Source organism: Candidatus Bodocaedibacter vickermanii (genome assembly GCF_014896945.1).
GTDB classification, from domain to species: domain Bacteria; phylum Pseudomonadota; class Alphaproteobacteria; order UBA6184; family UBA6184; genus Bodonicaedibacter; species Bodonicaedibacter vickermanii.
This window is the reverse complement of sequence record NZ_CP054719.1, coordinates 1167074-1183730: the sequence shown is the minus strand read 5'-3', so window position 1 is coordinate 1183730 and position 16657 is coordinate 1167074. Positions and strand designations below refer to the sequence as shown.

13 protein-coding genes, 2 tRNA genes and 3 rRNA genes are annotated in these 16657 nt (G+C 42.5%); 4 read left to right on the top strand and 14 right to left on the bottom strand.

Annotated elements, in window-relative coordinates; translation table 11 throughout:
• Nucleotides 1–40: 40 nt before the first annotated feature.
• Nucleotides 41–712 carry an outer membrane protein gene (locus tag CPBP_RS05330; protein WP_350331825.1) on the bottom strand — a complete coding sequence of 224 codons (672 nt, stop codon included), beginning with the start codon at nt 710–712 and terminating at the stop codon, nt 41–43.
• Between the two features lie 150 nt (nt 713–862).
• On the opposite strand from CPBP_RS05330, the gene CPBP_RS05325 reads away from it, so the two are divergent.
• The 3 genes from CPBP_RS05325 to xth are packed head-to-tail and all read left to right on the top strand — an operon-like array spanning nt 863 to nt 3924.
• Nucleotides 863–2821 (top strand): peptidylprolyl isomerase, encoded by a 1959-nt coding sequence (locus CPBP_RS05325; RefSeq protein ID WP_350331824.1) that lies wholly within the window; start codon nt 863–865, stop codon nt 2819–2821.
• Complete coding sequence (locus tag CPBP_RS05320) at nt 2790–3125, top strand: HesB/IscA family protein (RefSeq protein WP_350331823.1); 336 nt, start codon at nt 2790–2792, stop codon at nt 3123–3125. The genes CPBP_RS05325 and CPBP_RS05320 overlap by 32 nt, the downstream gene beginning before the upstream one ends.
• Complete coding sequence (xth, locus tag CPBP_RS05315; RefSeq protein WP_350331822.1) at nt 3103–3924, top strand: exodeoxyribonuclease III; 822 nt, start codon at nt 3103–3105, stop codon at nt 3922–3924. Before CPBP_RS05320 ends, xth begins: the two co-directional genes overlap by 23 nt.
• Here the strand turns inward: xth and CPBP_RS05310 are convergent.
• From CPBP_RS05310 to CPBP_RS05265, 10 genes are all read right to left on the bottom strand, one after another.
• On the bottom strand, nt 3921–5111 hold the full coding sequence (locus tag CPBP_RS05310; protein ID WP_350331821.1) for a tetratricopeptide repeat protein: 1191 nt from the start codon (nt 5109–5111) through the stop codon (nt 3921–3923). The two genes, xth and CPBP_RS05310, sit on opposite strands and share 4 nt — an antisense overlap.
• Before the next feature lie 99 nt (nt 5112–5210).
• The gene (gene ykgO / locus CPBP_RS05305) at nt 5211–5336 is read right to left on the bottom strand and encodes a type B 50S ribosomal protein L36 (RefSeq protein WP_350332617.1); all 126 of its coding nucleotides are present in this window, start codon (nt 5334–5336) and stop codon (nt 5211–5213) included.
• 75 nt (nt 5337–5411) lie between these two features.
• Nucleotides 5412–5527: ribosomal RNA gene (gene rrf / locus CPBP_RS05300) — 5S ribosomal RNA — on the bottom strand.
• Nucleotides 5528–5627: 100 nt separating this feature from the next.
• A 23S ribosomal RNA gene (locus tag CPBP_RS05295) occupies nt 5628–8380 on the bottom strand.
• Nucleotides 8381–8773: 393 nt separating this feature from the next.
• Nucleotides 8774–8849, bottom strand: a tRNA-Ala gene (locus tag CPBP_RS05290).
• A gap of 176 nt (nt 8850–9025) precedes the next feature.
• A tRNA-Ile gene (locus tag CPBP_RS05285) sits at nt 9026–9102 on the bottom strand.
• An 84-nt stretch (nt 9103–9186) separates the two neighbouring features.
• A 16S ribosomal RNA gene (locus CPBP_RS05280) occupies nt 9187–10687 on the bottom strand.
• Together the 16S, 23S and 5S rRNA genes with 2 tRNA genes alongside form the textbook arrangement of a ribosomal RNA operon.
• A 343-nt stretch (nt 10688–11030) precedes the next feature.
• Nucleotides 11031–11603, bottom strand: a complete 573-nt coding sequence (locus tag CPBP_RS05275; protein ID WP_350331820.1) for a ferric reductase-like transmembrane domain-containing protein — start codon at nt 11601–11603, stop codon at nt 11031–11033.
• Between the two features lie 5 nt (nt 11604–11608).
• Nucleotides 11609–11821, bottom strand: a complete 213-nt coding sequence (locus CPBP_RS05270) for a hypothetical protein (RefSeq protein ID WP_350331819.1) — start codon at nt 11819–11821, stop codon at nt 11609–11611.
• 117 nt (nt 11822–11938) lie between these two features.
• Nucleotides 11939–13090: a hypothetical protein gene (locus CPBP_RS05265; protein WP_350331818.1), complete on the bottom strand. Its 1152-nt coding sequence runs from the start codon at nt 13088–13090 to the stop codon at nt 11939–11941.
• A gap of 234 nt (nt 13091–13324) precedes the next feature.
• Between CPBP_RS05265 and CPBP_RS05260 the strand changes: the two genes are divergently transcribed.
• Nucleotides 13325–13561, top strand: a complete 237-nt coding sequence (locus CPBP_RS05260) for a hypothetical protein (protein WP_350331817.1) — start codon at nt 13325–13327, stop codon at nt 13559–13561.
• Nucleotides 13562–13680: 119 nt separating this feature from the next.
• Here CPBP_RS05260 and CPBP_RS05255 read toward each other — a convergent pair whose 3' ends face one another.
• The 3 genes from CPBP_RS05255 to CPBP_RS05245 form a co-directional block, all read right to left on the bottom strand.
• Nucleotides 13681–14328: a hypothetical protein gene (locus tag CPBP_RS05255; protein ID WP_350331816.1), complete on the bottom strand. Its 648-nt coding sequence runs from the start codon at nt 14326–14328 to the stop codon at nt 13681–13683.
• 96 nt (nt 14329–14424) lie between these two features.
• Nucleotides 14425–15090, bottom strand: coding sequence for a diacylglycerol/polyprenol kinase family protein (locus CPBP_RS05250; protein WP_350331815.1), 666 nt, complete (start codon nt 15088–15090; stop codon nt 14425–14427).
• 24 nt (nt 15091–15114) lie between these two features.
• A complete protein-coding gene (locus CPBP_RS05245; RefSeq protein WP_350331814.1) occupies nt 15115–15933 on the bottom strand; it encodes a DUF2608 domain-containing protein in 819 nt (272 codons plus the stop codon).
• Nucleotides 15934–16657: the final 724 nt, after the last annotated feature.

Sequence of the window (16657 nt, the reverse complement as noted above, 5' to 3'; positions counted from 1 at the left end):
TAGCCCCGTTTAATATCGGGGCTATAGAAAGAAGTAAGAATTAGTATTTAATACCAACAGTCGCAAGGAATGTATGTTGTTGTACATACAAAGAAGCTTTTTCCCCATTGTGTTCTTTTTCCGCGGTAGTGAATGTACGCTCATATTGGTATTTCGCACCAATAAACCAAACATCTGTTAACAAATAATCTACACCAACTTCAGCTAACCAATATCCACCGAACTCTGATTCTGGCACTACCCTTCCAGAATCGGCGCCAGAATCCATCATTTTTTGCAATGCGTTAGGAATACCTTTAAAACCATAACCATTCGCAAAACCAACACCAACACCTGCAAATAATTTCACGCTATCATTGATGTATGATATCTGAGGAACGAACTCACCTTTAATAAAAAAAGAACTATTTTTATTTTTTGAATCTGGCAAAATAAACGTTAAACCTGCTTCTGCACCAATTGCAAAGTTATTTCCGATACGATAATCATAAGCAACTTCACGCGCAGTTGCTGAGAATGCTTTCAAAAAGCCATTGATTTTATCCTCATCAAAAAATGTGTTCTCTTTTACTACGTCTGGCTTTCCATAACCAAATGAAAATTTTCCATAGAACCCACCCCACTCTTTGGCTTGACCTTCTGCAGAAACCGTTGACAACAATCCAAAATTAATACTTGCTAAGGCTAATGCCTTTAATAGTTTATGTTTCATAATATCTTTCTTAAAAAATTAACAAGCATTGTTTATCACAACATTTTTTCTTTGTCAATTTTTCTGCTATCACTCAAACCTCTGGCTTTTGGTGTAGGTATTAGGTATACTTCAAACAAAATAATTCTATCGTTTCACAGGAGTTTGTAAGTGATCACATTCTTAAGACAGGCATCCAACAGTATCTTGATGCGCATACTATTAGCCGTTGTTATGGTGGCCGTTGGTCTATCAGTAGGTGTTTCCAATTTTTTTATGCGAAATGCTGCAAAACATCCCGTTGCACAAGTGGGTTCAGATTACATTTCTGCCAATGATTTTCTGCAAGAATTAGAAAACAAAAAACAATCTCTCAAGCAATACTTTGGTCGCCCCATAACTGATCAAGAAGCCTTAGGATTAGGTCTTGTAAATCGTACGTTATCTGAATTAATCACTCGTGAATTGATCACTCAAGAATCTGACCGTTTAGGCATTGTGGCATCTGATGAACAATTGTCTAAACATATGAATGAAGATCAAAACTTTAAAGACCAACAGGGTAAATTTAACACTCAACGGTTTACAGAGTTTTTAAGCAAATCACGGTTGTCTGAACGCAAATATTTAGATGATTTACGAAAAGTTATAAGTCGTGGAATGTTGGCCGGTGTTGTTGATGGACAAATTCGAACCGTCCCTAAGGCATTTGCGGAACCTATGTTTCGTTATTTAAATGAAGAACGCGATATCGAAGTCATCACCGTTGAAATTGATGCAATTCCTGATCTTGCGAAGCCAACAGAGGCGACATTAAAAGAGTTTTATGAAAAGCATGTACAGTATTTCCAAGCTCCTGAAACGCGCTCATTTAATATGTTGTTATTCAGTTTTCAAGAAATTGCACAAACTGTCAATATTACACCCGAAGACTTAATGACAATGTATCAGCAAAGCAACAATAAAGTTCCAGAGAAACGTTCCGTACGTTTCATTCCTTTTTCAACGCGTGAAGATGCAATGAAGGCTACAGAAGAACTACGTGGAGGTGCTCCATTCAATGCCGTCTACAGTCGTTATACGGGTGATTATCCAGAGAATGCTCCAAAACCACAAGAATTGGAACTGGCACAAATTCGCCCAGAGGTAGGCTCTGAGGTTTTCTCTATGAAAAAAATTCACGATGTCTCTGAACCTATTTTCTTAGGCGGGCAATATCTTTTGTTCATATTAGCGGACATTAAGCCAGAACGCGTATTAAGTTTTGATGAACAAAAATTTACCCTATTAAAAAAATACAAGTCTGACGTTGCACGAGAAAAAATGTACGAATATACTCAGCGTGCTGAAAAGATGTTAAGTTCTGGCGGCAAACTGAGCGAAGTCGCTGATACTCTGACTAAAGAGGGGATTCCTGGTGTTGTCATGGTCACATGGGATAAAATCACCCACGACGGTAAATCTATTGATGGAAAACCTGCAACGGGTCTAAGCGCATTTGACCCAAAGGTATTATCTACAGCTTTTGATACGCCTCAGTATACCTACAGTGATCCGCAAAAGTTAAAAACAGAAGATTATGCAATTGTTGAAGTAACCGATATTAAGGCTGCCCATCAACGCTCATTTGCTGAAGCTTCTGCTCAAGCAGAACATTACTGGCAATTTGAACAAAAGCGCCAACAGGCTGCTCAATACGTAAAGACCATTAAAGACGGTTTGGAAAAATCTCAAGATGCATCTCAACTTGCTGCAATGAATTTTGGTCGGGTGAATGTGTTAAATAAAATCACACGTTCCAATCCACCCAAAGACACTCAATTTTCGGGCATCTTAGCGCGAACAAATGCAGCTAAGTCTCATGAAGTTGTCTTGGATGTTACGGCTGACCGTGTTCATTTGGCTCGTGTTATTGCTACATATCCTGCAAGCCCTGATAGCTTTAATGTTGCGGCACCTGCGTTCACACGACAAGTCATGCTGCCTTTATTGGGCAGAGACTTATTATCATCATACGTTGCTGGATTAGAAGCTTACTTTCCAGTTTCACGCAACGAAGATTATTTTACAAACTACTTTGGAAAAGAGGATTTAAATAATGCTCCCAAACCTCAAGCTCCAGATTTCTAATTCTGCAGCTGCACAGCTTGAAAAAGTATTGTCAAGGCACCCCGGTAAATTTTTACGCATCACTGTAATGCCGGGGGGGTGCAACGGCTTTGAATACAGTTTAAAGCTAGATGATGCATCATTGCCTGACGACGTAACATTTTCTCCTACTTCAACCGCTAGCGTCCATGTTGATGAAATGTCATTAGACTTAATCAAAGGATCTGAATTAGATTATGAATCTGATTTGATTGGCGCGGCATTTAAACTCAAAAACCCAAACGCAGCCACATCGTGTGGTTGTGGCAATTCATTCAGCGTGTAATATGAAAATTGCAACGTGGAATGTAAACTCTATTCGATCTAGATTTGATCATCTCGTCAAGTGGTTGCATCAATTCCAACCCGACGTTGTGTTATTACAAGAACTGAAATTAATGTCAGAGCTATTTCCGCATGAACAATTGCTGGATGAAGGCTATCAAGCCGCTGTGTTGGGTCAAAAAACCTATAATGGTGTTGCCATTCTTTCAAAACATCGTATCGAAGATATTACCTATGGATTTGAAAACAATCCCCTGCCCGAGGAAGCTAGATACATTGATGCCCTAATCGATGGATCTGTCCGTATTGCATCGGTATATGTTCCCAATGGGCAGAATACGGAATCACCTAAATATCCAAATAAATTAAAATTTATTGACGCCTTGCGTGCTGCCGTTCAAATCCGCATATATGAAAATACACCGTATATCATTGGCGGAGACTTTAACATCGCGCCCCATGATCTTGATGCAACTAATCCCGATCGTTGGAAAGGTGATGTCCCATTTACTGCAGCAGAACGCCAAGGATACAATCAGTTAATGCATTTAGGGTTGCACGATGCTGTCCGCATCAAACATCCTTACACTTCTCAATCTGCACCCGATGTGATGAGCTGGTGGGATTATCGAGGTGGTTCTTTTGAAAAGAATGATGGATTAAGGATAGACCATATATTAATGTGCCCACTAGCAACGGATATGTGGACAGATGCTGGAACTGATCGAACACCCCGCACTTGGGAAAAACCCTCAGACCACACGCCCGTTTGGTGTGATCTGAATATGACACAGTACTAACCCGTGAAAGAATCTGATGAATATCCCACACCTTTCCCTAGTAGGGGTAGATACTTGATAAAACAGTTCATTAAAAACGAAAGTGTACCACGCTGCTCGTCTGTCACATCATCTCTCGGTTCATCAATTAACATTTTCAAAGTTTCAAATACTATTGGATAATAAACTAATCCCATCGCTTTTAATTTTTCCAAGTCCCGGAATATATCATCAATTGGTAACTGAGTGGCTGATTTTTTGTATACAGATACAGCCATATCCAATTGTCCCAATTCTATTAATTTTGTCGCAATCTGAAAGACAAGATCAAACGGTGTATCTTTTTGAGCTGCAAGTTCTTCGTATAACGCAATAGCATCATCATCAAACCCCATCTCTTGAATACTGAGTGTTGCCTGTAACATATCTTGGGGCGTTACATTTGGATGATGTGTGACCATCTTATATAACTCTACTGCTTGTACATGATATGCTGGCCCCATTTGTCTAACACGATCTGCCACACTCAAAATAGCATCAGACCTGATATCTGAATCCCCTGCAAACTTTTTGAATAAATCTATAGCCTTTTCGTAATAAAGTTCCCCCATCTGTAGAAGATTTGTTGCCGCGAAGAAAACTATCAAATGGTTTGACTCTGGATGATTAGCTAATTTCAGAAATAACTCTGCTGCACTCTGTTTATAACCGGCCTCTTTACATTGCAGCGCACTTTTCCTAATCTGGAAAAACTCTGTACCTAGATATTTAAATACGGATAGTGGGATCCCTGGTATTGGTGCCTGCGCATCTATATTAGTTTGCGCATCAAGAGCTTGTCTTAACTTAAGAATCTTAGCATCTGCACTTAATTTAAAATAGTGTGTATTCGACTGAATCTTAGACCACTTAAGCACATCTATAGCTATATTAAAATGCCCTAGCCTTTCAATCATCTGTACAGAAAATAGTATATGGAACCATAAGGCATCAGGATGCATAGCATAGTCTGCATACACTCTGGCAGCACTTTGTGAGTCGTTCGCGCGTATGAATTCACCTGCTTGTGATACGATATCCACAATGGATACGGAACTATGAGTAGTATATCGGCCTTCCATTGAATCAGCAATTTTCGATTCTGCTCCGAACATGGAAGGTACCGTTAATATTGATGTAAAGAATAATGATTTTGCTATATGTTTCATGAAAGATCTCCTACCTGAACAAAATATAAAGGTAGTTTGATCGAGGATCAAGTCTTAATACAAAAACCCCCTCCGTTAATGATGGAGGGGGTTTTTGTATTAAGCTTGTTTAGCTTTAAACTTTGGGTTGGTTTTGTTGATGACGAATAGTCTGCCTTTACGGCGGACGAGTTTGCAATCTTTGTGGCGATTGCGAGCAGATTTAAGAGAGCTAATAACTTTCATCATCGTAACCTTAATATAATCTGAGTTAAATTGAGTTTAAGAACAGAGCAGATGAATTTGAAACGATGTTAGTAGGCTTGGCGGCGACCGACTTTCCCACGTCTTAAGACGGAGTATCATAGGCGCTGAGGACTTTCACGGAGGAGTTCGAGATGGGATCCGGTGCTTTATTCCTCGCCATAGCGACCAAGCCGACTAACATCGTTTACAACAAACAGTCTAATTTAACTTCGCTTTTTAGTTCAATCTAACCGACGCTCCGAGACTAATTCTGGGGGGCGTCGAGATTATAATATCAAGCCAATGAGGCGATTAGGATTCGTTAGCTTCACCCCTTACAGGGCTTCCACACCGAACCTATTTACGTGGTGGTCTTCCACGGCCTTCATAGAGATGACTGGTATTGAGGGGAGCTTCCCGCTTAGATGCATTCAGCGGTTATCTCGTCCGTTGTTTAGCTACCCGGCACTGCCCTTGGCAGGACAACCGGTACACCAGAGCAACGTTCACCCCGGTCCTCTCGTACTAGGGGCAAGTCCTCTCAATCATCTAGTCTCCCACGGCAGATAGGAGCCGAACTGTCTCACGACGTTCTGAACCCAACTCACGTACCACTTTAATCGGCGAACAGCCGAACCCTTGGGACCTTCTTCAGCCCCAGGATGTGATGAGTCGACATCGAGGTGCCAAACCTTGCCGTCGATATGAACTCTTGGGCAAGATCAGCCTGTTATCCCCAGCGTACCTTTTATCCGTTGAGCGATGGCCCTTCCACTTGGAACCACCGGATCACTATGGCCGACTTTCGTCTCTGCTCGACATGTACGTCTTGCAGTCAGGCAGGCTTATGCCATTGCACGCTTCAGTTGATTTCCGACCAACTTGAGCCTACCATCGCGCGCCTCCGTTACGCTTTAGGAGGCGACCGCCCCAGTCAAACTACCCACCATGCAGGGTCCGGATCCCGGATCACGGGATTCCGTTAGACGTCAAAAGCAACAAGGGCGGTATTTCAAGGATGCCTCCATCCGGACTGGCGTCCAAACTTCAAAGGCTCCCGCCTATCCTACACATGTTGCCCCTAACGCCACTGCAAAGCTGTAGTAAAGGTGCATGGGGTCTTTCCGTCTAACCGCGGGTACCCCGCATCTTCACGGGGAATTCAATTTCACTGAGTCTATGTTGGAGACAGTGGGGAAGTCGTTACGCCATTCGTGCAGGTCGGAACTTACCCGACAAGGAATTTCGCTACCTTAGGACCGTTATGGTTACGGCCGCCGTTTACTGGGGCTTCAATTCAGTGCTTGCACACCTCCTCTTAACCTTCCAGCACCGGGCAGGCGTCAGACCCTATACGTCGACTTTCGTCTTTGCAGAGTCCTGTGTTTTTGGTAAACAGTCGCTACCCCCTAGTTTGTGCCACCTGCCTCTGGTTGCCCAAAGACAGGCACTCCTTCTCCCGAAGTTACAGAGTCAATTTGCCGAGTTCCTTCAACATAGTTCTCTCAAGCGCCTTCGTATACTCTACGTGTCCACCAGTGTCGGTTTAGGGTACGGTCACAATAAAGGATGAGTTATTTCCTGGAAGTCATTAGCTGCATGATCAATCCATTCAGATCATACAACGGGCTGCCTTCGTCACTCATCCGTGGCCTGGGAATATTCACCCAGTTCCCATCGACTACACCTTTCGGTCTCGCCTTAGGGGCCGGCTTACCCTGCGCGGATTAACCTAGCACAGGAACCCTTGGACTTTCGGCGGCAGTGTCTCTCACACTGCTTTACGTTACTTATGTCAGCATTCGCACTTCTGATACCTCCAGAGCCCCTCACAGGTACTCCTTCACAGGCTTACAGAACGCTCCGCTACCGCATTATCTTGCGATAACACCCGCAGCTTCGGTTCATGGCTTTAGCCCCGGTACATCTTCGGCGCGGGGTGGCTTAACTAGACCAGTGAGCTGTTACGCTTTCTTTAAAGGATGGCTGCTTCTAAGCCAACCTCCTGGCTGTCTTGGCCTCCCCACTTCCTTTTCCACTTAGCCATGAATTGGGGACCTTAGCTGGCGGTCAGGGCTGTTTCCCTCTCGTCCATGGACCTTATCACCCACAGACTGTCTGCCGTGTTAAACTCACGGGTATTCGGAGTTTGATTAGGGTTGGTAAGGCTCGCGCCCCCCTAGCCTATTCAGTGCTCTACCCCCCGTGGTCATCACACGACGCTCTACCTCAATAGATTTCGCGGAGAACCAGCTATATCCGAGTTTGATTAGCCTTTCACCCCTAGACACAGGTCATCCCCGCCTTTTGCAACAGGCGTGGGTTCGGTCCTCCAACACCGGTTAAGGTGTCTTCAACCTGCCCATATCTAGATCACTCGGTTTCGGGTCTTATCCGCGGAACTCATCGCCCTATTCAGACTTGGTTTCCCTTCGCCTACACCTATCGGCTTAAGCTTGCTCCACAGATAAACTCGCTGACCCATTATACAAAAGGTACGCCGTCACACCTTAAAGGTGCTCCGACTGTTTGTAGGCATCCGGTTTCAGGAACTGTTTCACTCCCCTTATCGGGGTACTTTTCACCTTTCCCTCACGGTACTTGTACGCTATCGGTCACAAAGGAGTACTTAGGCTTGGAGGGTGGTCCCCCCATGTTCAGACAGGATTTCACGTGTCCCGCCCTACTCGTACATTGCATATTTGATTTCGACTACAGGGCTATCACCTACTTTAGCGTGGCTTTCCATCCACTTCGTCTGTCGCTTACACAATGATTGGCCTGGTCCGATTTCGCTCGCCACTACTTTCGGAGTCTCGGTTGATGTCCTTTCCTCCAGCTACTGAGATGTTTCAGTTCGCCGGGTTTGCCTCTATCTCCCTATGTGTTCAGGAGTAGATACCGCTCATGCGGTGGGTTTTCCCATTCGGAGATCTATGGATCAATGCCTATTGGCGGCTCCCCATAGCTTTTCGCAGCCTTACACGTCCTTCATCGCCTCTTTGTGCCTAGGCATCCACCAGATGCCCTTTTGACGCTTGATATCCTTGTTTTGGTCTCTTGAGTCATTTACGTCGTTGAGTTCTTCGTTCGGCTCCTCATGTATTATTCATACATTGCGTCGCCTCTCTTGAACTCGCCTAGTTCTAACTCAACATCCCTAAAACAACTTTCGTTGTTTTATTTTAAAAACAAGTTTTACTCGACGCTCCCAAGAATTACTCTTAAGAGCCTCAGTTAGATTGAACTATTTTTTCGCGTTTTGCATTAAATTGCATCAGTTAAAACTGATCCAACTTAACACTATAATGTTAAACTAGATTGTTTATTGTATTCATCTTTACTCTGTCATCCATCTAATGCACTTGGATCTTCCGATCACCCGTACATTCAAATCTTTTATCCATACTCACACTCTTCACAGATCACACATATATTGGTGGAGGTGAACGGGATCGAACCGATGACCTCCTGCGTGCAAGGCAGGCGCTCTCCCAGCTGAGCTACACCCCCAAATTCTGTTGACCTTTTTGATCCATCGACGTCGTCGTTGCCTTCGATCTACTCCTCACGTACTTAACGTACGCTACGTCGTAGCTCTTGACATCTCCTAGTTCTGAATCAAAAATCTTCAACATTACTTTACACATCCTTAAGTCTTTCAACTTAAACACATCTAAATTTTGTAATGGTGGGCCAGGGAGGACTCGAACCTCCGACCCCACGCTTATCAAGCGTGTGCTCTAACCAGCTGAGCTACTAGCCCCTAGGTTTGAAGTCCGAAGACTCCTCCCATAGCCTGTGATGTTGTGTGCGAAACAGATACTAAGACAACAGCGTTTTTCCTTAGAAAGGAGGTGATCCAACCGCAGGTTCCCCTACGGTTACCTTGTTACGACTTAACCCCAGTCATTCATCCTACCGTGGGCGGCTGCCTCTCTTGCGAGTTAGCTGACCGACTTCGGGTAAAATCAACTCCCATGGTTTGACGGGCAGTGTGTACAAGGCCCGAGAACGTATTCACCGTAGCATGCTGATCTACGATTACTAGCGATTCCAACTTCATGCCCTCGAGTTGCAGAGGACAATCCGAACTGAGGTGGCTTTTGGGGATTCGCTCCATCTTGCGATATTGCTTCCCATTGTCACCACCATTGTAGCACGTGTGTAGCCCAGCCCATAAGGGCCATGAGGACTTGACGTCATCCCCACCTTCCTCCGGTTTATCACCGGCAGTTTCTCCAGAGTCCTCGGCATTACCCGTTAGTAACTGAAGATGAGGGTTGCGCTCGTTGCGGGACTTAACCCAACATCTCACGACACGAGCTGACGACAGCCATGCAGCACCTGTTATACCCCACCCGAAGTGAAATCTACGTCTCCGTAAATCGTAGGTATAATGTCAAGAGCTGGTAAGGTTCTGCGCGTTGCGTCGAATTAAACCACATGCTCCACCGCTTGTGCGGGCCCCCGTCAATTCCTTTGAGTTTTAATCTTGCGACCGTACTCCCCAGGCGGAGTGCTTAATGCGTTAGCTGCGACACCGAATCCGAAAATCCGACATCTAGCACTCATCGTTTAGGGCGTGGACTACCAGGGTATCTAATCCTGTTTGCTCCCCACGCTTTCGCGCCTGAGCGTCAGGTCCGAGCCAGAAAGCCGCCTTCGCCTCTGGTGTTCCGACGAATATCTACGAATTTCACCTCTACACTCGTCATTCCGCTTTCCTCTCTCGGCCTCTAGTTCCCCAGTATCGAATGCAGTTCCCAGGTTAAGCCCGGGGATTTCACATCCAACTTAAGAAACCGCCTGCGCGCGCTTTACGCCCAGTCATTCCGGACAACGCTTGCCCTCTCTGTATTACCGCGGCTGCTGGCACAGAGTTAGCCAGGGCTTATTCGTCCGCTACCGTCATTATCGTCACGAACAAAAGAATTTTACAACCCTAAGGCCTTCTTCATTCACGCGGCATTGCTGGATCAGGGTTTCCCCCATTGTCCAATATTCCCCACTGCTGCCTCCCGTAGGAGTCTGGGCCGTGTCTCAGTCCCAGTGTGGCTGATCATCCTCTCAAACCAGCTACAGATCACAGGCTTGGTAGGCCTTTACCCCACCAACTACCTAATCTGCCGCGGGCCTCTCTCTTAGCGCATTTCTGCTTTCCCCCTCAGGGCGTATCCGGTATTAGCCACCGTTTCCAGTGGTTGTCCCAGTCTAAAAGGCAAGTTCCCACGTGTTACTCACCCGTCTGCCACTCAGCCATCAGAGCAAGCTCCGATGCTGCGTTCGACTTGCATGTGTTAAGCATGCCGCCAGCGTTCGTCCTGAGCCAGGATCAAACTCTCAAGTTTAATCCTCGCTTTTTTACAGTCCTGATCTCTTTCAATCTCAGCACTGCGTCATCTAGCGATTAAAATTTTTCTCAAAGTCATTGCTCTTGTCTCATGTTATTCACACAAGACTGAGTCCAATAACCCGCTGTTGTCTTAGTATCTGTTTCATGTTTACCATTTTATCCATCCGTAGCAATCACCCCGGTTTCCCTGGCTCTTCCTACCCTGCCACCCACTCGTTCGCGGCTGACTTGTCCTTTATACGCTATCACCTACCCCCAGTCAATACCTTTTTTATAAAAATTTCATAAATGTTTTATCCACCCTATATTTTGGAAATTATACACTTATATATGTATCGTTAATGAATTGCAGAGTTAGACTTAGCGTGAATCCCCCATCTCAGCAATTGCACCACCACCAACGGCAGAAATAACACAGTCACCAACGTTGATTGTCCAACCATCCAAAGGTGAAAGATCACTCCAGCCTCGGCCACATACACCAATCGATGCAATCGTTTCCAATTTTTGAACCCAAGTTTCATCTTACTAAACTGAGTACTGGTTACAGCCAAGATAAAAAAGATCGGCATGCTCACCAACATGACACTCACAAATGGTGGGTATTGGGCAAGGCTTAACCAGCTAGCAAGACTACCGCTGCCAATGACCACACACAGAACATGTATCAATGCATATGAAAACACCGACACTCCAATTTCTTGGCGATATCGATTTAATCGATGAATTAAGACCCATCTAGGAAATATCAACTTTAATGGATTTAAACTTAATATCAAGCACAAGAAGCCTACAGCAACATATGCTGAGTATTTAAACTGCCACGTTAGTTTATGCGGATCCCACAGAATCGATATCAACATTGCTATAAATAAACTGTGTGTAATCAACCATCCTAGGTATTTTTTCATCGCGCTTACTCATTTACACTTTGCGGTGGTGGCGGCCCTTCATACCCAACGGCCTGCCGCACGTTACGTTTTATGGGACGCTTATAACAATCTACTCCACTCAGCGTTGGATAACAATATAGACCTTTCTCTTCAATATGATCATCTGGATTTTTCCACTCCTCGTTAGCGCATGCACTTAATAAGAATGATATCCCCAGAATAATAACTTGTTTCATAGAACACCTCATCCATCAATCATAAGCTGTAATCATGAAAAAAGTATTAATCGACTTAATCCGTTTAAACAAATGACTTTAATCACTAGGCGATAAAACAGTGGTTTTTACGTATACTTATTCTGCAATAAACACCTTTGCTGGCGACGTAGTCTGGAAAAGTAGATGTCCTAAGCCCGCATCAGTTAAAAAGGCAACCATTCTATCTGTCAAGGTTACCTCATCAAGCTCTGCCATTATTCTGTTTCGATGAATAGGATTTCCTTCTTGAATAAATCGAGACTCTTTGAGCAGCGGATCGTTTTCTAGCCCTCCTTGCAAATGGGAGAATTCGTCAAGATGGAGCACGTATAAAGTATGGTTTAAAACTACGTCACGATAATTTTTTAGAAGCAGCAACAAGCAGAATGCTTTATTAGTCTTTTCGATTTTTTTTGGTAATGCTGATTCATTTGCATCAATTATTATGATTGGCTCTCCATTTACTGATGTGAAGCTAGCCAAATTATAAATGATTTTAATCAGGCTTTGGTGTAACCCATAAATAAACTTTGAAGTATTTTCAGACTCTAAAGAGGCTAGTTTAAAGATAGCAAAACATTGATGGGCTATTAAGTCCATGAAATTACTGAAGTGTTTTAAGGTTAGGTCTTGAAGTTTTGCAATATGATCAGGATTTTGGACAGTATTAATTAACTGACACACCAAAAATAATATCGCACCCTCCTTCAATGAGTCAGCTGATCCTAGCCAGGTATCGATTAACGATAAGGCAGAATCTGACATAAAAATCTCTACGATTTCTGGTGTAAAATCGGTTGAGAATGCAGTTAGCAGAAACAAACCTTTTAAAGCTTCTGAATCGCGAAAATCTAAAAGCATTTTCATTAGTTGCGGCAATAAACTAGCCGCATGAGTACGCGCAAAGCTTTGAATTTCGGGTATTCTGAGTTCAATTGTCGCAGAAAGTTTAAAATTATCAGGACTGCCTTCACCGCAATCTTTGATATTTAAACGATTAATATAAGATAATTCACTTAATTCTAAAATTGCTTGTTTTAACTCTTCAATAATTGCATCTGGATTAGTCAAAATTGATTGAATACCATTCAATGCAGCAGTAATTTTTTCTGATGAATGTTCAGAATCTACAATAGTTATTTGATCAGCATGTAAAGACTTATGATCATCAACGCCTGTAATTAATGTAGTATCAGCACCATAGGTCGTTGACAGCAATCCAGCCGTAAGCAGCAGTTTTTTTATCATGGAACTTATCCTTATAATTGTTTATTTCATAATAGTATCCAAAGATAATCATTAACAAATGGTTATTGGCTTTTAAGAAAAAGCAACCCCGTATCGCAACTTAATTTATAAATATATTTTTATTTGACGCAAAAGCATGAAACGTGATGCCTATAAAAGTAGCAGCTCATCGAACACAACGACATGACATGTTTGATCTGATGTTGCTTGTTTAACCTAACATGGAGAAATACAATGAAAACAAACCTGTTATTAAGTAGTTTGTTATTGAGTAGTATCGTTGAAATATATGGAAGTGATGTTGTTGCAGGACAATCGAATGCTGCTCCAGCAGGCACTCAGGCAACTGCACCAACATCTGGGGTTTTAACTAAACGTGATTTACACCGCCATTCAAACGAAGAGGTTAGAAGATTAGGAGATATGGTTGATACTGTAATATCTAATTATTTATACCGATCTTTAGAATAATAAAAGATCGGTATAAATTCTGAAAAATACTATTCTAATCCACGTTAGATTGTTGAGATGTTTGCCAAACAAGGATTAAACAAAAAATCCCTGAACATCTGTTTGTTATTGGCGAGCTTCTAGTGCGATTGCATTTCATGACTATCCTTTAATAGATTTAAAGTTAGCCCACGAAGATCTAACGTAACGTTGTAGCTAGAATACGAATTAAGTTCTTTATTGTTTTGGGATTTGTAACGTTCTCCACGTTTAAAACCTCTATTACCCATCGTTAAAGTAAGATGATTCTTGAACTGATTGGGTTTTCCAGGATTAACACACTTTAAAGTTCCATTTTCAGCAAAGATTAATACCGCTTCAGTAGAATCTCCAAAACGAATGTTCGTTGCGCCCTCATCCATTGAGCTTGTGGTTAACCTTACTTCTGAACTACCAAAAGATTGCATAAATTGGAAACATATATTATGAGGATTCCCCTCAAACCAAGTTCGAACAGTTTTAAAATTAGTTTCTACAAGTGTTGTTGCACCCTTCGATAATTTAGGATTAAAGTCCAAATCTCCACAAAGTATAATATGTGTAGTAGCTTGGTTATTTGGACTTACTACAGTTTTAGCTGCAATATTAATGGTGAAGGCAAGTCCCGAATCTACTATTTCTGTGGCTGCGACTGGATCTGATATTGGATTCATTACTTTTGAAAAGTCGATATCAGCACCATAGGTCGTTGACATCAATGCAGCCGTAAGCAGTAATTTGTTTAACATGGATTTATTCCTTATTATTGTTTATTCACCTCAGTATCCAATTCAAATCGTTAACAAATGGTTAACAAATTCAAACAACCCAACCCGTTAAATAATTTATAGAAAATATTGCAGCGCTAGAAATGTTACGGCTGGCACAGTGATATTATCTAAATCCCGCCCCGAAAATAATTCTGCAGCAGTACTAACACTCGCGACCACAATAGAGATAAACGTTATCACAAGTAATGAATGGCTTGTCATGAATATCAACAGCAAAAAGATAGCAAGAAATGCAGTAATAAAAAAGGTGACAGTCCCTTCAATGCTTTTATTACTTCCCAGCAAGGTATAGTATTTTTTTCCATATTGTGTGCCAACGATGGCGGCAAAAGCATCTGCAAACGTTATAGTAAGCAAAGGTCCGAAATATAGCACATAATTATCATGGGCAAGAAAGAATAATGTAATAATAGAAGCAACAAATAATCCGCCCCCGAACCAAGATCTATTAACACCGTAAATGCTTTCACCCAGCGTTCGTCTAAGAATGGGAGTGTATTGTAACACTAGCAAAACAAGCAAAGCGACGATCATTAACAAAGCAACTTCGAATGTCGATTCAAACACACAGGGAAAAGATAACGATACAAGACCCAGCGCTATATGCAGTAGTTTTCTTTGAATTTCAAAGTGAAGATGATATTTTTTTCCAAATACATAAATTAGCAAAAGTACCACCGTTAAAAATAATAAAACGCCTGATACTTTTGCCAAAAACATTTACTGTCTACCCTTCATCTGAAACTATTGCAACATATTTATTAGGCATTGCACGTACTCTTTAAAGTCGTCCTCATCACACTCCCTGGGTGCATCACTCATTGCTTTTGTATAATGAAGCCCAACGAACTCAACAGTCGACATAGTGTCTGCAAAGAAAGCGACGAAGTCGTCTAAATGTTTTTTAGTATCATCCACGATGACGACTCGTGTTGTGTGTGGAGCGTATGATTTTAAATACTCAGCTAATACTTGTGGTTTTGTGACTGGGGCGCCTCGTTCTCCATTACAGAAAATAACACCTTTGTTAATGACGGGTTTGTTTCCACGGTGTTCTGGCAAATCTTCAAATACTGTACGCTTGCCGATTGCTCCATTAAACTTAATTTCGAACTGTGCCAACATCTCTAATGTATGATCTTCAAAATCAATACCCGCAAATGGTCCTGAATATCTCGCAGTTAACCCTACCACAGTTGCGTGGCTGCTAATCACATCAACTAAACTTCGTGTCTCACGCTCCATGGTCTGCTGCTCTGTAAGCGCCGTTGCGCAAAGAACATCTTGAGGGTTCAGTTGATGATCCTTAATCATCTGCACAAATGTTTTAGCATGCGTCTGAAAATTAGCAGAATCTGTCGCGGGATCTACAGGGCGTGTAAGTGTGAAATCAATATCCAAACCACATAATACAGTCCCATTTGGATCACCCTGTTGCACATGCCCAACAACGTCACTTAAGCTTTTAATCTCAATGATGCTGCTAGCACTCACTGGAAAAACTAACCCGAACAGAAGAATCACTGATACTTTTAATACATGATGGAAATTTAAGAACTTCATTTTTTATTCCTTTTTTATTTAGTGTAATGAAAATAAAAATTCATCACAACCTCTTTTTAGAACGATGGGAGTATTGTCCATTAAATCATTGATCAACTTCATTATATAGCCCATCACTCATAAAGTGTGTACGTACCGTCAAGGCAAGAGACAATTCTATTGTCAATCCAATCACACACCCTTTGCAAAAGCTCTCTAGGGATCTTCTTACACTATGTACGAGACAGCAACCTGCGATTGCATGCCATAGATTAGATCCGAGCAGCATGATGCTGGCAACGTGCCGTTGCACCCAACAGATTTGATCGGATGTAGTCTGACACGGATTATATGAAAACACGCGCTCGTTACACCTGTGTTAATAAAGGTTAAGATTGAGTTAATGCGATTTTTTTACCACCCCCCCCGCCCTAAATCGAGACTAAATAGACGAAGCTATCCGTCTTTTCTTCACGAAACGGTGGGCTAAAATAACAATGTGTAAGTGCACTAAAGATACTATACCGCACAAACGTTAACAAAAGATTGACCAAACAAACATTTACAAACCGTATTATCTAATGGATCCAACGGCACGTTGGCAGCATCACGCTGGTGGATGTATAGGGCTCCTCGGCAACCCTTGAGAACGAGACTCTCCACGATTGACAGGCGGCTAAATTGCTTTCATAGAACTTTACCTGTGTTTGGGGATATCATCAATAATTTACCAAAAAATAATCTT

Excerpts from the sequence above, each read along its gene's own strand:
- CPBP_RS05330 (WP_350331825.1), bottom strand. The coding sequence starts at position 712 with ATGAAACATAAACTATTAAAGGCATTAGCCTTAGCAAGTATTAATTTT.
- CPBP_RS05320 (WP_350331823.1), top strand. The coding sequence starts at position 2,790 with ATGCTCCCAAACCTCAAGCTCCAGATTTCTAATTCTGCAGCTGCACAG.
- CPBP_RS05310 (WP_350331821.1), bottom strand. The coding sequence starts at position 5,111 with ATGAAACATATAGCAAAATCATTATTCTTTACATCAATATTAACGGTA.
- ykgO (WP_350332617.1), bottom strand. The coding sequence starts at position 5,336 with ATGAAAGTTATTAGCTCTCTTAAATCTGCTCGCAATCGCCACAAAGAT.
- CPBP_RS05275 (WP_350331820.1), bottom strand. The coding sequence starts at position 11,603 with ATGAAAAAATACCTAGGATGGTTGATTACACACAGTTTATTTATAGCA.
- CPBP_RS05270 (WP_350331819.1), bottom strand. The coding sequence starts at position 11,821 with ATGAAACAAGTTATTATTCTGGGGATATCATTCTTATTAAGTGCATGC.
- CPBP_RS05265 (WP_350331818.1), bottom strand. The coding sequence starts at position 13,090 with ATGATAAAAAAACTGCTGCTTACGGCTGGATTGCTGTCAACGACCTAT.
- CPBP_RS05260 (WP_350331817.1), top strand. The coding sequence starts at position 13,325 with ATGAAAACAAACCTGTTATTAAGTAGTTTGTTATTGAGTAGTATCGTT.
- CPBP_RS05255 (WP_350331816.1), bottom strand. The coding sequence starts at position 14,328 with ATGTTAAACAAATTACTGCTTACGGCTGCATTGATGTCAACGACCTAT.
- CPBP_RS05250 (WP_350331815.1), bottom strand. The coding sequence starts at position 15,090 with ATGTTTTTGGCAAAAGTATCAGGCGTTTTATTATTTTTAACGGTGGTA.
- CPBP_RS05245 (WP_350331814.1), bottom strand. The coding sequence starts at position 15,933 with ATGAAGTTCTTAAATTTCCATCATGTATTAAAAGTATCAGTGATTCTT.